Here is a 16,659-nt window from a genome sequence, read left to right on the forward strand (position 1 = left end):
TTCATTTTACTTCGTTGCCACCACGACGGTCGTCGTTCACATAATATTTTTTTGCCGGCATTACAATATGAGACAGGTTTGTTGCATCCAGTTGCAGGGTGCTGTCGATGATATCGTTGCGATACAGCAGGAAGGCGGTAAGGCTATACACTTCTTCATTCGTGAGCGATCCCGGTGCATTAAAGGGCATAGCGCGGCGGATATAATCAAATACCGTGGTAGCATAAGGCCAGTAATTGCCGATGGTTTTTGTGCGCACCGTATCGCTGAGCGTAGCCACCAGCCGGTTGGCCGTGGGCTCAGCGCCGGTTTCACCATGACAGGAAGCGCATTTGGCCAGGTAGATCACCCTGCCTGTTGCTGCATTGCCACTGCCGGCGGGCAGCCCCTTGCCATCTGGAGCAATGGAGATGTTCAGCGAATCGATTTGCCGGCGGGTGGCTGTTTTCCCAAATCCAAAATGTTCCGGCCAACCCGGTACCGGTGGCCGGGTGTTGGTATGGCAAGCCAGCATACCCAACACCATTACAACAGCCACCCGGTAACAGTTGGTTCGTTTTATCAACATAGCGCTTCTTAGTATTTTCCTGCCTGCAAGGTGCTGGGTGTCAACGTATAATCCCTGTTGATGCGATCCAGCACCACGTAAATGTTGTTCTTATTTTCGTCCACGCCGGTGAGTACCACATGCGAACCATCGCTGGTGGAATATTTCACCGTAAAGCGTTTCCGGTTTTCCCAGGCAGGTGCGGCGGCATAATCTTTTGCCCTCCGGGCAGACAATGCAATGGGGGCTATCTTTAATGATTCATCACCTATATTTTTACGCGCTGCTGCTGGGATCCAGTCCTTCGCAGCCTTGGCCGCTTCCTCACGCGCTGCCTTTTCCGCCGCTTTATCCACTACCACGCCACCATCACCGCCTACACCGGCGGTGCGGTTACGCCTGTCCGGAATGGGCTTATATTTATCTTCGAGGTAAAGTACTTTATTTACTTCATCTGCATAATAATGGAAAGCCCGCTGACCGCCGGCGAGACCGGTTATTTCAAAGGTGCGGTTCACATCGCGCTGCGGATCGCCGCCGCCATTGGACAGATCCAGCGGATGCGGCTTATTAACGCGGTAAGTAAAAGTAGACCAGTTCTCAAACGTGGCTTCCTGCCAGCGAACCGTATCGAGCGGCGAATACGGGATCACCTGTTCATTTAGCCGGAATTCCGTTACCTGGTAGTTGCCGCGTAGTTCCTTTACGCCCGCCACCGATGGTTGTTTGTAAGGATCATACAGGAAATTGATCAGCTGCAGATAAAAAAGCACACCCAGGAAAAGGAAGATGGTAGCTGATTTCAGCCCTATGCGGGTATAGCGTTGCCATCTCTCCGGAAAAACGGGATAATAATTTACCGGCACCGTGAAACGCTCCTGCACCAGCAAACGATAAATTTTAGGCACATCATTTACCAACAGTAACGCTGCCAGCAGTACGAAATAACTGCTGTATACATGCACGCCGCCATCGTAGGCAAAGTTCACATACACGATATCTCCCAACGCGGCAAACAACAAAACAGCACCCAGCGTAGTCGTTTTACGGAAAAATAAAAGTGCGCCTGCCGTTACTTCCACCACGCCCGCAAACACCTGGTACCAGGGTACAATACCGATAGACAACCAGTAAATTTTCTGCGCAGTAAGATCCCCGAAGTTGGTATTTAAAATACCGAAAGATGGATACGGCATTTGTACCGGTAACAGCTTGGTAAACCCAAAGCCGATGATACCGATACCCGCACGGTATCTTACAACCACCCGCAGCCAGTACCACGCGGTATAATATTCTTTACGCGGCAGCTTGCGGGCTTTTACGATGCCAGTCCACACAAGACCGCCGGCTGTAGCTATCAATGCCGTAGTGATCCAGTTGGCATAGCCCAGCAGGGAGCTGCCGAAGATGGTGTTGCCAAGGAAATTAATCCCCGAGCCAAAGCGCGCAATATCATACAAGTCGCGGTAGTTCAACTGCGTCCAGTCAAGCTGCACCAGTTGCTGGTACCACTCCACGCTATTGGGAACCGATAACGCAATGAAAAAAATAAAGGCGATGCGGAATAGTACCAGCTGGTATTCTTTCCAGGCCGGCAGCTGCGACAAAGGTGCACTGACAGCCGGCAACGCCACCGGGGCCGTATCCTTGATCACGGGTTCATCTGATAATGTTTGTGTGTTATGAGCCATGATAATTGGTTTAAAGTTTTAACTTCCTGTTTCGTCCTCCTCCGTTTGCCACTTCTTCCAACAGATATTTCTTATTTACTTTTTCCAGTACTACATAGATAGAATCCCTGCTGTAGGTGGTACCCGTGAGTATCACCCTGTTGTTATCCGGCCGCGAGTAGTGCAGCAACAAGGTTTCCGCCGACAGTTTGGGATGCCTGTTTTGTAAGGTGAGCAGTTGTTGCGTGGTATCGGCCGCATAGCTGTAGTAGTGCCTCCCGCTGGTACCTTCAATTTCGTATAGTCTTTCCGCGTTATCGCGTTTCACCAGGTGCTGATTGTTGGAATCTACCAATGCCGGTTTGTTGGTGCGGATGCTGATGGTGTTCCATTCTTCAAACACCACGTTGCGCCAGCGAAGGGAATCTGTTAAAGAATAAGCAAGTGTATCGCCATTAACAATAAACGTGGCCACATTATATAACCCGCTGATAGCCGGTAACCCTTTGGTGGTGGGATATTGATAGGGATCGTATTTTGCGCCCACACCTGTTTTCACACCATAAATCACCACAAAGAAAAGCAGGAAAGCTGTTTTCAGGATCCACCTGCCGTTTTTACGAATGCCTTCAAACGCCGGTTTAAACGAAGCTGCTGCTGTAGGTTTTTGGAGAATGAGCAGACGGACAATCCGCTGCAGATCGAAGCTGAAGATAACAAAGGCGTAGGTGATCAGCAGCAGGCTGTATACCTGGTCGCCGCCTTCGTATGCCAGGTTGGACATAAAGACATTACCACAAAAGATGAGGAACATGAAAGCGCCTACAGATGCGGTTTTACGGATCAGTAACAATACCGCTAAAAATATTTCCACACCGCCGAGGAATAGTTCATAGGAAGGAACGATGCCAAGACTGAGAGAAAACAACTTCCAGCGGTTAAAATCGCCGTACGGTGTATTCAGGCTGCTCAGCGAGGGATATGGCGCCTGCAACGCGTACAGCTTCAGGAAGCCATAGGCCAGCAGTGCCAGTGCCAGCCGGTACCGGAGAATCACGCGCAGCCAGTAAAAGGCTGCGTCGTAGGTGCGTGTCCGTTGGCCATCGGCGTAAGTCCATACAACGGCGCCCGCTACTGCAATGATCAGCAGTATGCCCCAGTCGGCATAGGTAGCAGGCCCCGCGCTGAAGCGCGTAGCATAATTGACCAGGTTAAAGATATCTTCATAATGAAGGTTAAAAATGGGGGTAGAAAAAAGGTAACTGTAAAACTTCCAGTCGAGCGGCAACGCCTGCAACACGAAGTAAATAAAGATTACCCTGAACCCAATTTTTTCATAGTCTTTCCAGGCGGGTGTTTCCCCTATTGTGACATTACTCATTGGTGATTTGTTATAAGGTGATAAGATCAGTAACCATCATTCTGTTTCAGATTGCCGTTCGATAAAGTGACTTCGTTGGCCGGGATCGGAAATACATACAGCTGGGGATTCGTGATATTCAACACGGCGCCGGCGCGTTTGGTGCGTACCAGGTCGAACCAGCGGTGAGGCTCCAGTGCGAATTCTATTCTCCGTTCGTTTTCAATGGCCAGCAGCAGGTCATTCTTAGCAATCAGTTCATTCACGGGTGAGAGCCCGGCCCTATCGCGGATAACGTTGAGGTCTTCGCGGGCCAGATCTGGTTTATCCTGTTGGGCGCGTGCTTCCGCGCGGATCAGGTAGAGTTCTGCTATGCGGATCACATAAGCCGGATCGGTGGCGGGGCTTCTGTAATAAAGGTTGCCATACCACAAACCGGCAGAGGTTTTAGCTACCAGTGCGTTGCGGTTGCCGCCTGTTTTCGGATCATTTACCAGCGTGATAAACGCATCTGATGGCGCCCATTGCCGCGTACCACCATTGGCCGGCGGTTGCCAGTAGTTGCGGTGGCCGCTCAGGTAGGTAGCGCTGTACGACAGCTCAAATACCGATTCCTTTGTAGCCATGGCGCTGGCCGGGGAAAAGAAGGCGCTGTAAGGCTTGAGCAGCGTATAGCTTCGTGTGTCGCTAATTACTTTGGTGGCATAGGCTTCTGCCTGGGTCCAGTCCGACTGGTACAGATAGTAGCGTGCTTTCAGCGCCCAGGCGGTTTGCTGGTTTACCCTCACCGGGTTAGGCGCGCCTGTTTGAGACGGCGGTTGCAGCAGCGAGTCGGCCGCATTCAGATCGCTTAGCACCTGCTGGTATACCTGCGCCTGTGTGCTGCCTTTTACATCCAGCTTATCGGAAGCATTGAGTGTAGGCGTTAACGTTATTTGCACATTTCCCCAGGTGCGGGCAAGATCAAAGTAGCTCAGGGCGCGGATAAAGTACGCCTCTCCTACCGCCTGGTTCTTTTCCGTATCCGAAAAAGTAGCGTCCTGCAGGCCGGGTACTTTTGCAATCACGTTGTTGGCGCCGTTGATGGTAGCATAAATAGCCGCCCATACCGTTTGCAGGTTACCATTGTCCGCATTTATTTTATGGGTAATAAACTGCTGTATAACCGACTGGGAGCCGGTCCACTGCACATTATCGCCGGGCAGGTAGCCGAAGGTCTGGAACAAAGCGCCGTAGTAACCGTCGCTGCCCAGCTTCCTGTACACACCACGCAAAGCCGTAGTGGCGGATGTTTTATCAATGATCGTTTGTTCGTCAGACACACTGTCCCGTGGTTCCACGTCGAGAAATTTCTTGCATGACAAGGCTGTCAGCGAAAGAAAGAAGAGCGATATATATTTCCGATATGCTTTCATACAGGAGAATTAAGAGCGTTTAAAGAGTTACGTTTAAGCCAAACTGCACGCTGCGTGGTTGCGGCGGCGTGCCAAGATCCAGTCCCTGTACGGTTTGTATACCCGTTACGTTTGATTCCGGGTCCAGCCCCGTGTATTTGGTCAGCAACCAGAGGTTACTACCGATGAAGTATACACGCAGTAGCTGGATATGCAGTTTTTCACTGACAGACTTAGGAATGGTATATCCTACAGTGAGTGATTTAAGCCGCAGGAAAGAACCATCTTCCAGGAAGCGGTTGTTCTGATCGATGGTGTAGCTGAGACCATAAGCGGTAAGGCGCGGTACATTGGTGATGTCGCCGGGTTTCTGCCAGCGGTTGAGCTGATCCGCAAATAACACGCGGTTGGCATCGCGGGTGCCTCCTCCTTCTCCGAAAAATTTGTTCAGGTTGTATACGTCGTTGCCATACTGGAAGGATAACAATACACTCAGGTCAAAACCTTTATAGGAAACGGTATTGCTGAAGCCCCCATAAAATTTCGGCATGGCGTTGCCCATTACTTTGCGGGCAGATACCGGCAGCTTGCCATCTTTCTCGCCTTCAAAGATCGCGTTACCGGTTTGCGGATCCACGCCCAGCTGGTTGTACAGCCAGAAAGAGTACATGGGTGAACCTTCCTGCATGATGATCCAGTCGCGGTTATACTGATATATCGGCGTTGGCAGTTTTTCAATGCGGTTGGTATTGCCGGCAATATTCAGGCTGCTTGTCCAGGTGAAATTACGGGTGCTGATATTAGTTGTATTGATCCCGATTTCATACCCTTTATTACTGATTTCACCGGCATTGCTATAGATCGACGTAAAGCCCGAAACGCCTGCTTTAGGCAGTTGCAGCAGTACATCGCTGGTGTATTTGTAGTATACATCTGCAGTGATATTGATACGGCCGTTGAGTAATCCGAGATCCAGTCCGCCATTGAACTGGCTGGTTTTCTCCCAGCGTAGGTCGGGGTTTGGCAACTGCAGGGGTGCGGTGCCTGGCTGATCGCCGGTACTGTTGTCGGGGTAGCCTGCACCGCCGGACCACAGCCCTTTTGCCGCGAAGTTGCTGATGCCGGATTGATTCCCCGTGATGCCGTAGCTGGCGCGTACTTTCAGATCGCTGATGCTGTTCACCGACTTCAGGAAGTTTTCTTCCTTGAGCCGCCAGGATGCACTTACAGAGGGGAAGTATCCCCATTTATAGTTGTCGCCGAATTTGGAGGAGCCGTCTGCGCGGATGCTTGCTTCAAAATAATATTTACCTGCATAGTTGTAATCGATCCTGGAGAAGAACGACGACAATGTGCTGCGGGTCCATGTTTGCGCAGCGGTGCGGGTTGCGGCCGCAGAAATATATTTATAAGAATTGTTAGGGAAGCCGGTTCCCTGTGCAGAGGTTAATGTTTCCGTATTACTCTGGATGGTGTTGCCTACCAGTACGCCGAAGAAATGTTTTTCTCCTGCATGTTTGCGCCAGGTAAGTGTTTGTTCATTGATCCAGGAGGTGTTTTGTGTAATGGCGGAAGTGGCCAAACCGTTGGTGGGACTGGCGCCCAGCTGGGTGAGGTTATTCCAGTATTCGGATTCGTTATAGTTATTGTAATCGATGCTGATGTTGCTGTGAAACTTCAGGTCCGGCAGCAGTGTGGCATCGAGGTAAAGGTTTCCGATATAACGGAGGCTTGTGGTGTGTACGTCGTAGTTATCGATGAGTACTTGTACGTTATCAAAGCCTGCCCACCGTGCCGGTGTACCGTCGGGATTTGTTTCCGGGAGATAGGTGGGCGTATGCAAGGCTGCCTGCAACAGGCCACCCTGCGGGCCATCGCCAGCGCGGCCCTGGCTGCGGAAGCTGCGGGAGAAGCTGTTGCTGGACCCGATGGTTACCTTGTCATTCACCCGTTGATCGATGTTCAGTTTAAAGCTGGCCCTTTCAAAGGAGATGGGCCGGAGGATAGATTCCTGTTTGGAATAGCCGCCGCCGAAATAATACTTGGTTTCACGGTTACCACCGGAAAGGGACAGGTTATAATTCTGTAGCGGGGCTGTCTGAAAAATTTCCCCGAGGCGGTCGTAGGTTTGCTGATCCTGCGGCAATCCCCTGGGTGCAGGCGATTTATCCGGATTGTCCGTCAGCGCGCGGAAGGGCTGGTAGCTGTATTTGGTGATGCCTGCTTTGTCGCTGAGAGCCGTGGCGTCGGCCAGGGAGTTGCGGTAAAACTCATTGACCAGCGTAGCATGTTCCGGGCCGGTGGTGAGGTCCCACATTTTGGGCGCCCAGGCTACACCAGCCGATACATCTGCCGTTACTTTTGCTTTGCTGTTATAGTTGCCGCGGCGGGTAGTAACGATCACTACGCCGTTGGCGCCCCGGGAGCCATAAATGGCTGTTGCGCTGGCATCTTTCAATACCTCTATATTTTCAATATCAGCAGGATTGATATCTGCCAGCGGAGAGCTCGAGCGGCCGCCGGTATTCACCGTTTGCAGGCTGGAGTTATTCATAAATACACCGTCGATGATATAGAGCGGGTCATTATCGGCGTTGATGGAGGTAGTACCGCGTACCCTTACAAATACGCCATCGCCGGGAACACCGGTATTGGAATTAATTTGCACCCCTGCGGCCCTGCCCTGCAGCTGTGCGTCGAAGCTGGCTACCGGCACCGTTACCACGTCGCTGCCTTTTACGGAGGAGATGGCGCTGGTAAGGTCCCTTCTTTTCTGTGTACCATAACCTACTACCACCACGTCGTTCAATTGTGTACTGAGCTCTTCCAGGGCGATATTGCCTGCATTGGATTTATCGGCATATACTTCTTTGAGTTTATAACCCAGGGAAGAGATCTGGTAGATGACCGGCACTTTCTGACCGGTGAGGAAGGCGAATTCCCCGTTAGCGCTGCTTTGCACCTCATGGGTGGTGCCTTTGATATGCACAATAGCGCCGGCGATAGGTTGCTGTGATTTGGCGTCGATAATCCGTCCTGAAAGTGAAATGTTGTTTTGAACAATGTTCCTGTGTACAGGTTTGGTGGTATCTGCGCTGTGAGGTGCGCGCAATTCCTGCGACCATGCGGTAGCCGCCAGCAGCAGCCCGCAGCTGCATGCAATAGCAATTTTCATTATCTTTACTTTGGTATGAAAAAATGAGGCCGGTGAAAGCAGGTAACTGCAATCACTGTAAAATGTCTCCAACAGCCTTGATTACCAGCCGGAACTGCGTCAACAGTTCCGGCCTTTTTATTTCTGATTGATGCGTCCTAACATCGGTTTGCCGCAAATGCTACACAGCAACTATTCCTCATTAACTGTAATGATGTTTCCATGTCGGTATTATTTTGAAAGATAAACGGGGTATGTCAACAGGTGGATGAGTTTCCCCTAAAGCGGACCCGGAAAGCCTACGAAGCACAATAATACAATATTTTTTGAAAAGTCTATAATTTTAGTAGACTAATTAAAAAATAATACGGCAACCATCTGCGCATGAAGTTTGTTGACCTATGTATGATCATTTTTTTACAAAAAAGGAATACCATGACCAACAACACTTCTCTTATTCCCAATCCCGTTGCATTGGATGAACTATGTATCAATACACTGCGTTTTTTATCGGTAGATGCCGTACAGAAAGCAGACAGCGGGCATCCGGGGCTGCCATTGGGAGCTGCGCCGATGGCCTATGTATTATGGACCCGGTTCCTGCGTCATAATCCTTCCGATCCGCATTGGTTTAACCGCGACCGGTTTGTATTATCGGCCGGACATGGCTCTGCCTTGTTATATAGTTTGCTGCATATTACGGGGTATGATTTGCCATTGGAAGAGCTGAAGCGGTTCCGTCAATGGGGCAGTAAAACACCGGGGCATCCTGAAAGGGGTTTGGCACCGGGCGTGGAGGTAACTACCGGTCCGCTTGGACAGGGATTTGCCAACGGTGTTGGCCTTGCGATGGCAGAAGCTTACCTGGCAGCAAAGTATAACCGTCCGGGTGATACGGTAATAGACCACTACACCTATGCGCTGGTGAGTGACGGCGACCTGATGGAAGGTGTGGCATCCGAAGCCGCTTCCCTCGCCGGTCATTTACGGCTGGGCAAGCTGATCTATTTGTATGACGATAACCGGATTACCCTGGCATCTGCCACACCGGTTACCTTTACAGAAGATCATGCAAAACGGTTTGAATCGTACGGATGGCATACCCAAAAGGTAGCCGATGGCAATGACCTGGAAGCAATTGATGAAGCCATCCGTATGGCGCAGGCAGAAACAGAGCGGCCTTCCATCATCCTCGTGCGCACGCGTATTGGTTTTGGTTCTCCCAAACAGGATACCACCGGTGCGCATGGTTCCCCACTGGGCCCTGAAGATGTAAAACTCACGAAAGAGAAACTTGGCTGGCCGGTGGAACCGGATTTTTTAGTGCCGGCGGAAGCCCTGGATCATTTTCGTGCAGCCGTAGACGTTGGCAAAACATTATCTTCCAAATGGGAAGAGCAAATGATCATCTACGGACAAAAATACCCGGAGCTGGCCAAAGAATTACGCTCGCTGATACATGACCATATTCCGGAAGACTGGGATAAGGACATTACGCCGTTTGCCGCTGATGCCAAAGGACTGGCCACCCGCGCCGCTTCGGGGAAAGTGATGCAGGCGTTTTTCAAACATCTTCCTGGTTTCATCGGTGGCTCAGCAGATCTTAACACGTCCACCAATACAGAATTAAAGGACGCCGGTAATTTTGAAAGTCCGGCGATGGAACATGGCGACCTGCAGGGCGCTGCCGGCGGTGTATGGGGCTACGATGGCAGAAATATCCAGTATGGAGTGCGGGAACACGCTATGGGCGCTATTTCCAACGGCCTGGCAGCACATGGCGGCATCATCCCCTACTGCGCCACCTTCCTCACCTTTTCCGATTATATGCGGCCATCGATCCGGCTGGCGGCTCTTTCAGAACTGAAAGTAATCTTTGTGTTTACGCACGACAGTATTGCTATGGGAGAAGACGGTCCTACCCACCAGCCGGTGGAACTGCTGGCCGCACTCCGCGCCATTCCCCGCCTGGTAGTGATCCGTCCGGCAGATGCCAACGAAACGATTGCAGCATGGCAGATAGCAATCCTTGAACCGGACAAACCGGTAGCGCTGATCCTCTCCCGCCAGGCGGTGCCTACCCTGGATCGCAGCAAATATGCAGCTGCCAATGGGTTACGCTATGGCGGTTACATCCTCGCAGATGCGCCTGACGCAAAGCCTGAGCTGATCCTGATAGCCACCGGCGCCGAAGTGGACTTAATTGTAGCTGCGCAGGAGAAACTACAGTCATTTAACATCGCCGTGCGCACCGTATCTATGCCCAGCTGGGAACTGTTTGAAGCGCAATCTCCGGCTTACCGCGACCAGATACTTCCCCCCGATGTAACAAACCGGATTGTAGTGGAAGCAGGTATTTCACAGGGATGGCACCGTTATGCGGGTGATAAGGGTGAGATTATATCCATTGATCACTTTGGCGCCTCTGCACCGGGACCAGTATTGCTGCGTGAGTTTGGATTCACGGCAGATAATATTTGTGAACGCGCACTGGCCTTACTAAAAAAATAACCGCAACAAATGAAGAAGCTGGTGGTATTTGACCTGGATGGAACGTTGGCACAGAGTAAATCTGCTATTGATGAAGAAATGAGCGGACTATTATATTCATTGCTAACAGTGGCCAGGGTGGCGATTATTTCCGGCGGCGCCTGGCCACAGTTTGAGCAGCAGGTGCTGGCAAAACTGCCTGGCCAAAAAGGGCTGGAACGGCTATCTATTCTCCCTACCTGTGGCACACAGTTTTACGCGTACAATGGTAAGTGGGATAAATTATATGCGGAAGATTTCACCGCAGCAGAAAAAGAGAAAATCACCAGCGCTTTGAATGAAGTGATAAACACCCTGGGATATAAAGCTGCCAAGCTTTGGGGGCCTGCCATAGAAGACCGTGGCAGCCAGATCACCTTCTCTGCATTAGGACAGGAAGCCCCGCTGGAGGAAAAGAAAAAGTGGGATCCTGATTTTGCAAAAAGGCAAAAAATGAAAGCCTTGCTGGATGGTATCATCCCGGAGTTTTCTGTAAGCCTGGGCGGCACTACCTCGGTGGATATCACCAGGCATGGCATCGACAAAGCTTACGGCATCCATAAACTCAGGGATATTTTAGGGATCACTATTGAAGAAATGTTGTTTGCAGGAGACGCCATTTTTCCAGGCGGCAATGATTACCCCGCAAAGGAAACGGGCGTAGCCTGCATCAAAGTGCGCGACCCCGACGAAACCAAACGCGTAATTGAAGCGGTTATAGCCTGCTATACAGGATAAGCCAGCAATTCATTCAACAACTCAGTTAAGCTGATGCTTCCGGTGGCAATCACTTCATCACCGGCGCCATAATAAATATACAGGGTATCGTTGAATACGACTGTGCCGGTAGGGAAACAAACATTATCCACATCTCCCCTGATTTCCCAATCCCGCTCCGGCGCCAATATGGGATAAGGTAACCGTGCAATTTCTTTCGCAGGATCATTGAGATCGAATAAGGCTGCGCAGCCCACATATACGTAGCCTTGCGGGGTTTCATGCACGCCGTGGTAAATGAAAAGCCAGCCGTGCGGGGTTTCCACCGGCGGACAACCGGCGCCCACATAACTCATTTCGTGTTTATACTTTGGCGTTAGTATGATATGGTCGCGGAGATGGAGATAATAATCTTTCCAGAAATCCGCCGTAAGATCAGATAGTTCGTTTACCGAAACCAGTTGTATGTGTGGTTTTATGCGGTGCAGAAAATAAAACCGGCCATTAATTTTTCTGGGGAAAAGTACTACATCCTTATCCCATAAACGCGGATTAAAATCGTTGTACAGGATATATTTTTCATCCAGCGGGCCATTGGTTTCCGCAAGCCGTTTAAATTCCGCGTAATCCATTTGTGCTACTATCAGCCCGTGTTTTTCAAACTTTACACCATCGGAGGAAGTGGCCAGCGCGGCGCAGGCGCTCACACCGTCGTAAGCAGTGTACGTGAGATAGTATACCCCATCGATACACACAATGCGGGGGTCTTCCAGCCCTTTTGCTTCGTAGTCGTGTTCAGGAAACAGAATGGGTTTATCCAGGCGTTGTTCAATCGTAAGCGGGTCGCTTAATTTACAAAAACCGATGCTGGAGTGATTGCCTTTCTGTACTGCCCTGTAGTAAAAAAGCACCTCGTTTCCCGCCCTGATAGTGGCGGGATTCAGCACGCCTTCGTTTTCAAACTCGAGATTGGTTTGTTTCAGCAGTATGCCTTCTTTTCTGATCCGTATCATAATTCCCGGTTTCCGTTTGGGTAAAACAATTATCTGTCTGTCAGCAGGGAAACTTTATATTTTGGATAGTCTACCAACAGCTTGTAAAAGATAATATTTTTTGCTGATCCGGAAACGATTACCTTATAAACGCCTTTTCTTCCGGTAGCAGCCCAGGCGTACCGGAGGCTGTCGTTCTGCACTTTTAATTCCTGTTCCTTGCGCCAGATATACAGTTGCTGATTTACCAATTCCTGCGCCCTTTCAGGGGTGGCGAAAACGGCGTCTACCTCCTGCTGATAGCGGCTACTCCAGTTGCTGCCATATCTTGCCTCCATCTTTCTATTCGCCACGTTATTGACACGGGCTACGCTGTCGATAAGCGTTTGATCAACGGTACACTCCCCTACTGTATAAAAAGCAAAGCCCCATTTCCGGGCGATGGTTTGTTCCACCTGAACCCTTTCAATATCGGGGAAGCCGTAAGTGAGGAAGCAGATCTTTTCTTCCGTATGGTTGTTTTGCGGCTGTGCCAGGCTAGTAAAGGAGATGAGTAGGAAGATGGCGAATGCGGATAGGGATTTCATTGTGGTGTGTTGGAGATTTCAAAAGTTGCCAGCAACTCATCGACTTCAGAACCGTAGTGGCTGGTAAACCGATACCTTCGAGCCTGTAGCAATGCCTTATAGGCTTCCTCCCGTTTATTTTCTTTCAGGTATACGAGTGCCAAATTACGGTAAGCATATGAATTACTTTTATGCAGGTCAAGGGACTGAAGGATATGTTCCGTCGCTTTTTGTACAAAGCCCTGTTGGAGCAAAACAAATCCTTTATTGTTATAGGAGTATGCGAAATCAGGATTCAGGCTAATAGCCTTATCCAAGTACCTGATTGCTTCATCATAGTTACCAGCATTGGCCAGAAAAAAACCAATGTTATTTAACACCGGAACATTATCGGGTTGTTCAGCCAATATCTCTTCTAATATTTCTAATGCCCGGACGTGGTGTCCGTTAGCGTCTAAACAGCTGGCCAGATTTTGCTTATTGGCAGCATCTTCCGGCTCTTGTTTAACGGCCTGTTCTAAATATGGTTGTGCATTTTCATAGCGAAGTTCTTTCATCAACGCATAACCTAAAAGGCTATTTGCATCCACATTATCCGGATCGATTTCGAGCACATAGTTACAGTATTCCCGTAGTAGCTCGTAATGGTTTACTTTTGAAAAATAAACTGCCATCCGGAGCCATGAAGCAATCTTTTTCTTTTCTGAAATGGGAAATCCGGAAAGCCAATTGAACCATCTGCTACGAAAGGGCTTACTTCGAGGCATCATGGCAACGCTGCTAATATCCATCTGTATATCAGATTGCCATTTTTTATCAATGTATTCGAGGTAATCTTCAAAAATAAGTCCGACGCTTTCCATCTGTTTCCTGCAGACTCCCTGGATACTTAGCATGGCGAGCAGTAAATGTTCGGGGGAAAGATGACTGTGTTTCAGTTTAACCTGTAATACCGCGGCACTATTGACCATTTCCTCGGCCTCAAGTGTTAGTGGTATGCTATCTTTTACCATGCCAGCTCCTTTTATTGGTTCCCATCCATTACTCTTCAACCGCGTTACTAACAACTGAATGTCAGTCTCCTCCAACGGTAGCGGGAAATGGGTTAATTCCAGAATAGCCAGCAGTAAAAGTCTGCTATCGATATAATAAATCTTATTTTGAACGCTAAGCTCCCTGGCAATGGTGGTCACTAACTTAAACTTTTCATCCTGATCTGGTAGCATATAGAGATTATCAATAGATGATGACTATTACAAATATATACCAAATATAACTAATGTAAATATCCGGGCATAAAAAAAGGACGAACCGATGTAACTCGTATTCGTCCTTTAGTTGGTGACCTCATCTGGATTCAAACCAGAAACCTTTTGATTCGTAGTCAAATGCTCTATTCAGTTGAGCTATGAAGCCGTTTTCCCGTTTCGGGATTGCAAATGTAGAACAATTTTTTATTCTAACAAATTATTTTTCAATTTTTTATACCTGAAAGCTTTTCTCCAGATTTTTTTCTTTTGACAGAAAATGCTGCAGTTAATGCAGCATTTCTGTCTTTTGGTGACCTCATCTGGATTCAAACCAGAAACCTTTTGATTCGTAGTCAAATGCTCTATTCAGTTGAGCTATGAAGCCATTCCCTGTTTGGGATTGCAAATGTAGGATTTGTTTTAAATTAAACAAAAAAAATTAAAACTATTTTTCTGAGACTACCGTTAACGGGTATACGTGATTTGTATAGGTAGCTGTAAAGGTCTGCCATCAACAGATAGCAGGGATTAAAGGGACCTGGCCTGTTCATTTGGTTCAAATAATTCAACCAGGTTTCCTGAAGGATCCTGCAATAGAATTTGTTTACCCCCGGCGCCTGTCACCAGCTCATTGCGAAAACGTGCATCCTTTGTTTTCAATGTTTCAATGAACGCCTCCAGGTTAATTACTTCCAGTTGGATCCGGTTCCATCCGCCCGGTGCAGGCGCGGTACCATCAGGCATCGATTGTCCGGCGCCTCCAAACCCCGGCTCATTCAGGTACAAGTGAAGGCTTCCTTTTGATAGCTTTGCAAAACCCTGCGCAGCCTGCATGTCGACCGTAAATCCGAGTAGCTCTTTATAAAATGGTACAGTGGCGGCTACATCTTTTACGATATAACGAACACCATAAAAAGCTACAAGTTCATTGTGCTTGTCCATAGCATGCGGTATTTGATTTATGAAAAACGCTATTTCACTTTCCTTTCGGACGAAGCGCCAGTCCGCTTAAAGTAGCGCCCGTCAGTGCCAGTACAAGTGCCACAATGGCTCCGGCTTTTCCACTGCCTGAACCAAAAACAGCACCGGCAGAAGTGCTGAGATGTACAACACTGAGGATAATGGCTATTGCTCCCAGCGACAACGCAATAATAGCTGCTGTTGGTTTATTCTGCCTGTTTCCGGTGAGATGGGTTGAACGGGAACGGGCTTTAGCCCGCCATCCCATAATTAAACTAATGAGTGCGATGATCGCGCCAACCAGGGCCTGGGCCCGCCCGGTGGTAATGCCGCTGACAGCCGGTGAAGTTCCATCTGGTGTTGTTTGTGAAAATACTTTTTCCGTTGTCAAAATAAACAATCCAATAAAGAAAATGAATGGAATATGCTTTTTTATGAAGGTCTTGCGCTGTAAGTTCATAAGGCTCTTTTTTTACAAAGCTACTGTTGGTGCAATCAACAAAATTGTAAAATCGCGACATGTTTCAGCCTCCGGGTCAGGGATTGAATTCTTCAAACGCCCGGTAATCAGCCGCATCTTTCTGATGCGTGAAAAAAGCTTTGGGATTATATCCTGAAAATAACCGGAAGTCGTGGATAAAATGGGACTGATCGTAATATCCGCAACTGTACGCCATTTCCGTGAGCGATACCGGCCGTTTCTCAAACCCTTTTATAACTGCATTGAAACGGGCAATCCGTTGGAATTGTTTAGGACTGTACCCCGCATAATGAATAAATTTTCTTTCAAACTGCCTGCGGGACAAATAGCACTCATCCGCCAATGCAGGAATAGACAAGGCTGTGGAAGATATCAGGATCTGTCTTATCGACGTAAAAACAGGACTCGCTGTTTCCGCGCTCTTCGCCAGCCGCTGCAAAATAAATTGAGAAATGAGTGTTGCACGTTGCCGGTGATCAGACGCCGCGAATACTTTTTGCTCGAGCAACTGTCCTTCTCTTCCGAGCAGTGTTTCTGTATCCACTGTTTGATCACTCAGCACATGGGCTGGTAAACCAAAAATACCGGGGATTGCATAAGGAAAAAGGTATACACCGAACAAGCAGAAATCGTTCAAAGTATATAGTTTTCTAAAATGCTGCAGCTGTCCCGATAAACAGGAGAAAGAAGTTTTGTGCCGGTCGTCGCCCACCCCGTAAGCCTCGAATTGTCCTTTGCAATAAAATATCCATTCCGGTGAACTCTCGGCCAGCACCCGGTGATGGAATGGCTTTTCAGCTGTAGCTGAACCTTCCAGTACCCAAAAGAACTGAATGTATTCCGCAAGTTTGACCGGGGGCGGAATTGTATAATAGTTCATATGTAATACGGTGTTGGACTCAATGTTTATTACTTATTTTACTTGATTTGACGACGGACTTTCCTGCCTCGTTTATAAGCAGGAATATCAACATCATCGTCATAGCAAAATCAGTGCGGTATTATTTGTTTTGCATAGGTAAATTGTTTAAAGCTATCA

The 16,659-nt window shown here is 48.8% G+C and carries 13 protein-coding genes and 2 tRNA genes; 2 read left to right on the forward strand and 13 right to left on the reverse strand.

Annotated features, from left to right (window positions below; genetic code table 11):
• Position 1: 1 nt before the first annotated feature.
• The 5 genes from QFZ48_RS27470 to QFZ48_RS27490 are packed head-to-tail and all read right to left on the reverse strand — an operon-like array spanning position 2 to position 8,146.
• Positions 2 to 568, reverse strand: a complete 567-nt coding sequence (locus QFZ48_RS27470) for a c-type cytochrome (RefSeq protein ID WP_429064697.1) — start codon at positions 566 to 568, stop codon at positions 2 to 4.
• An 8-nt stretch (positions 569 to 576) separates the two neighbouring features.
• The gene (locus QFZ48_RS27475) at positions 577 to 2,238 is read right to left on the reverse strand and encodes a hypothetical protein (protein ID WP_429064699.1); all 1,662 of its coding nucleotides are present in this window, start codon (positions 2,236 to 2,238) and stop codon (positions 577 to 579) included.
• 10 nt (positions 2,239 to 2,248) lie between these two features.
• On the reverse strand, positions 2,249 to 3,598 hold the full coding sequence (locus tag QFZ48_RS27480) for a DoxX family protein (protein WP_429064702.1): 1,350 nt from the start codon (positions 3,596 to 3,598) through the stop codon (positions 2,249 to 2,251).
• Between the two features lie 26 nt (positions 3,599 to 3,624).
• Complete coding sequence (locus QFZ48_RS27485) at positions 3,625 to 4,992, reverse strand: RagB/SusD family nutrient uptake outer membrane protein (RefSeq protein WP_429064704.1); 1,368 nt, start codon at positions 4,990 to 4,992, stop codon at positions 3,625 to 3,627.
• 19 nt (positions 4,993 to 5,011) lie between these two features.
• Positions 5,012 to 8,146, reverse strand: a complete 3,135-nt coding sequence (locus tag QFZ48_RS27490; RefSeq protein ID WP_429064706.1) for a SusC/RagA family TonB-linked outer membrane protein — start codon at positions 8,144 to 8,146, stop codon at positions 5,012 to 5,014.
• 414 nt (positions 8,147 to 8,560) lie between these two features.
• Between QFZ48_RS27490 and tkt the strand changes: the two genes are divergently transcribed.
• On the forward strand, positions 8,561 to 10,636 hold the full coding sequence (gene tkt, locus QFZ48_RS27495) for a transketolase (RefSeq protein WP_429064708.1): 2,076 nt from the start codon (positions 8,561 to 8,563) through the stop codon (positions 10,634 to 10,636).
• Between the two features lie 9 nt (positions 10,637 to 10,645).
• A complete protein-coding gene (locus tag QFZ48_RS27500) occupies positions 10,646 to 11,392 on the forward strand; it encodes an HAD-IIB family hydrolase (protein ID WP_429064710.1) in 747 nt (248 codons plus the stop codon).
• Here QFZ48_RS27500 and QFZ48_RS27505 read toward each other — a convergent pair.
• The 8 genes from QFZ48_RS27505 to QFZ48_RS27540 all read right to left on the reverse strand — a co-directional run bounded on the left by QFZ48_RS27505 (position 11,380) and on the right by QFZ48_RS27540 (position 16,500).
• Entirely contained in the window at positions 11,380 to 12,384 is a 1,005-nt protein-coding gene (locus QFZ48_RS27505) for a hypothetical protein (protein ID WP_429047839.1), read from the reverse strand. The two genes, QFZ48_RS27500 and QFZ48_RS27505, sit on opposite strands and share 13 nt — an antisense overlap.
• Before the next feature lie 29 nt (positions 12,385 to 12,413).
• Positions 12,414 to 12,950, reverse strand: coding sequence for a hypothetical protein (locus tag QFZ48_RS27510; protein WP_429047836.1), 537 nt, complete (start codon positions 12,948 to 12,950; stop codon positions 12,414 to 12,416).
• Positions 12,947 to 14,155 carry a tetratricopeptide repeat protein gene (locus QFZ48_RS27515; RefSeq protein WP_429064712.1) on the reverse strand — a complete coding sequence of 403 codons (1,209 nt, stop codon included), beginning with the start codon at positions 14,153 to 14,155 and terminating at the stop codon, positions 12,947 to 12,949. The genes QFZ48_RS27510 and QFZ48_RS27515 overlap by 4 nt, the downstream gene beginning before the upstream one ends.
• Before the next feature lie 113 nt (positions 14,156 to 14,268).
• Positions 14,269 to 14,345 (reverse strand) — tRNA-Arg (locus QFZ48_RS27520).
• 142 nt (positions 14,346 to 14,487) lie between these two features.
• A tRNA-Arg gene (locus QFZ48_RS27525) sits at positions 14,488 to 14,564 on the reverse strand.
• A gap of 143 nt (positions 14,565 to 14,707) precedes the next feature.
• Positions 14,708 to 15,121 (reverse strand): VOC family protein, encoded by a 414-nt coding sequence (locus QFZ48_RS27530; RefSeq protein WP_429047831.1) that lies wholly within the window; start codon positions 15,119 to 15,121, stop codon positions 14,708 to 14,710.
• A 34-nt stretch (positions 15,122 to 15,155) separates the two neighbouring features.
• Positions 15,156 to 15,599, reverse strand: coding sequence for a DUF6223 family protein (locus QFZ48_RS27535; RefSeq protein ID WP_429064714.1), 444 nt, complete (start codon positions 15,597 to 15,599; stop codon positions 15,156 to 15,158).
• A 76-nt stretch (positions 15,600 to 15,675) separates the two neighbouring features.
• Positions 15,676 to 16,500: a DUF6597 domain-containing transcriptional factor gene (locus QFZ48_RS27540; RefSeq protein WP_429064715.1), complete on the reverse strand. Its 825-nt coding sequence runs from the start codon at positions 16,498 to 16,500 to the stop codon at positions 15,676 to 15,678.
• Between the last annotated feature and the right edge of the window lie 159 nt (positions 16,501 to 16,659).

Origin of the sequence: Chitinophaga sp. W2I13, from assembly GCF_050434005.1 — a bacterium.
Taxonomy (GTDB): domain Bacteria; phylum Bacteroidota; class Bacteroidia; order Chitinophagales; family Chitinophagaceae; genus Chitinophaga.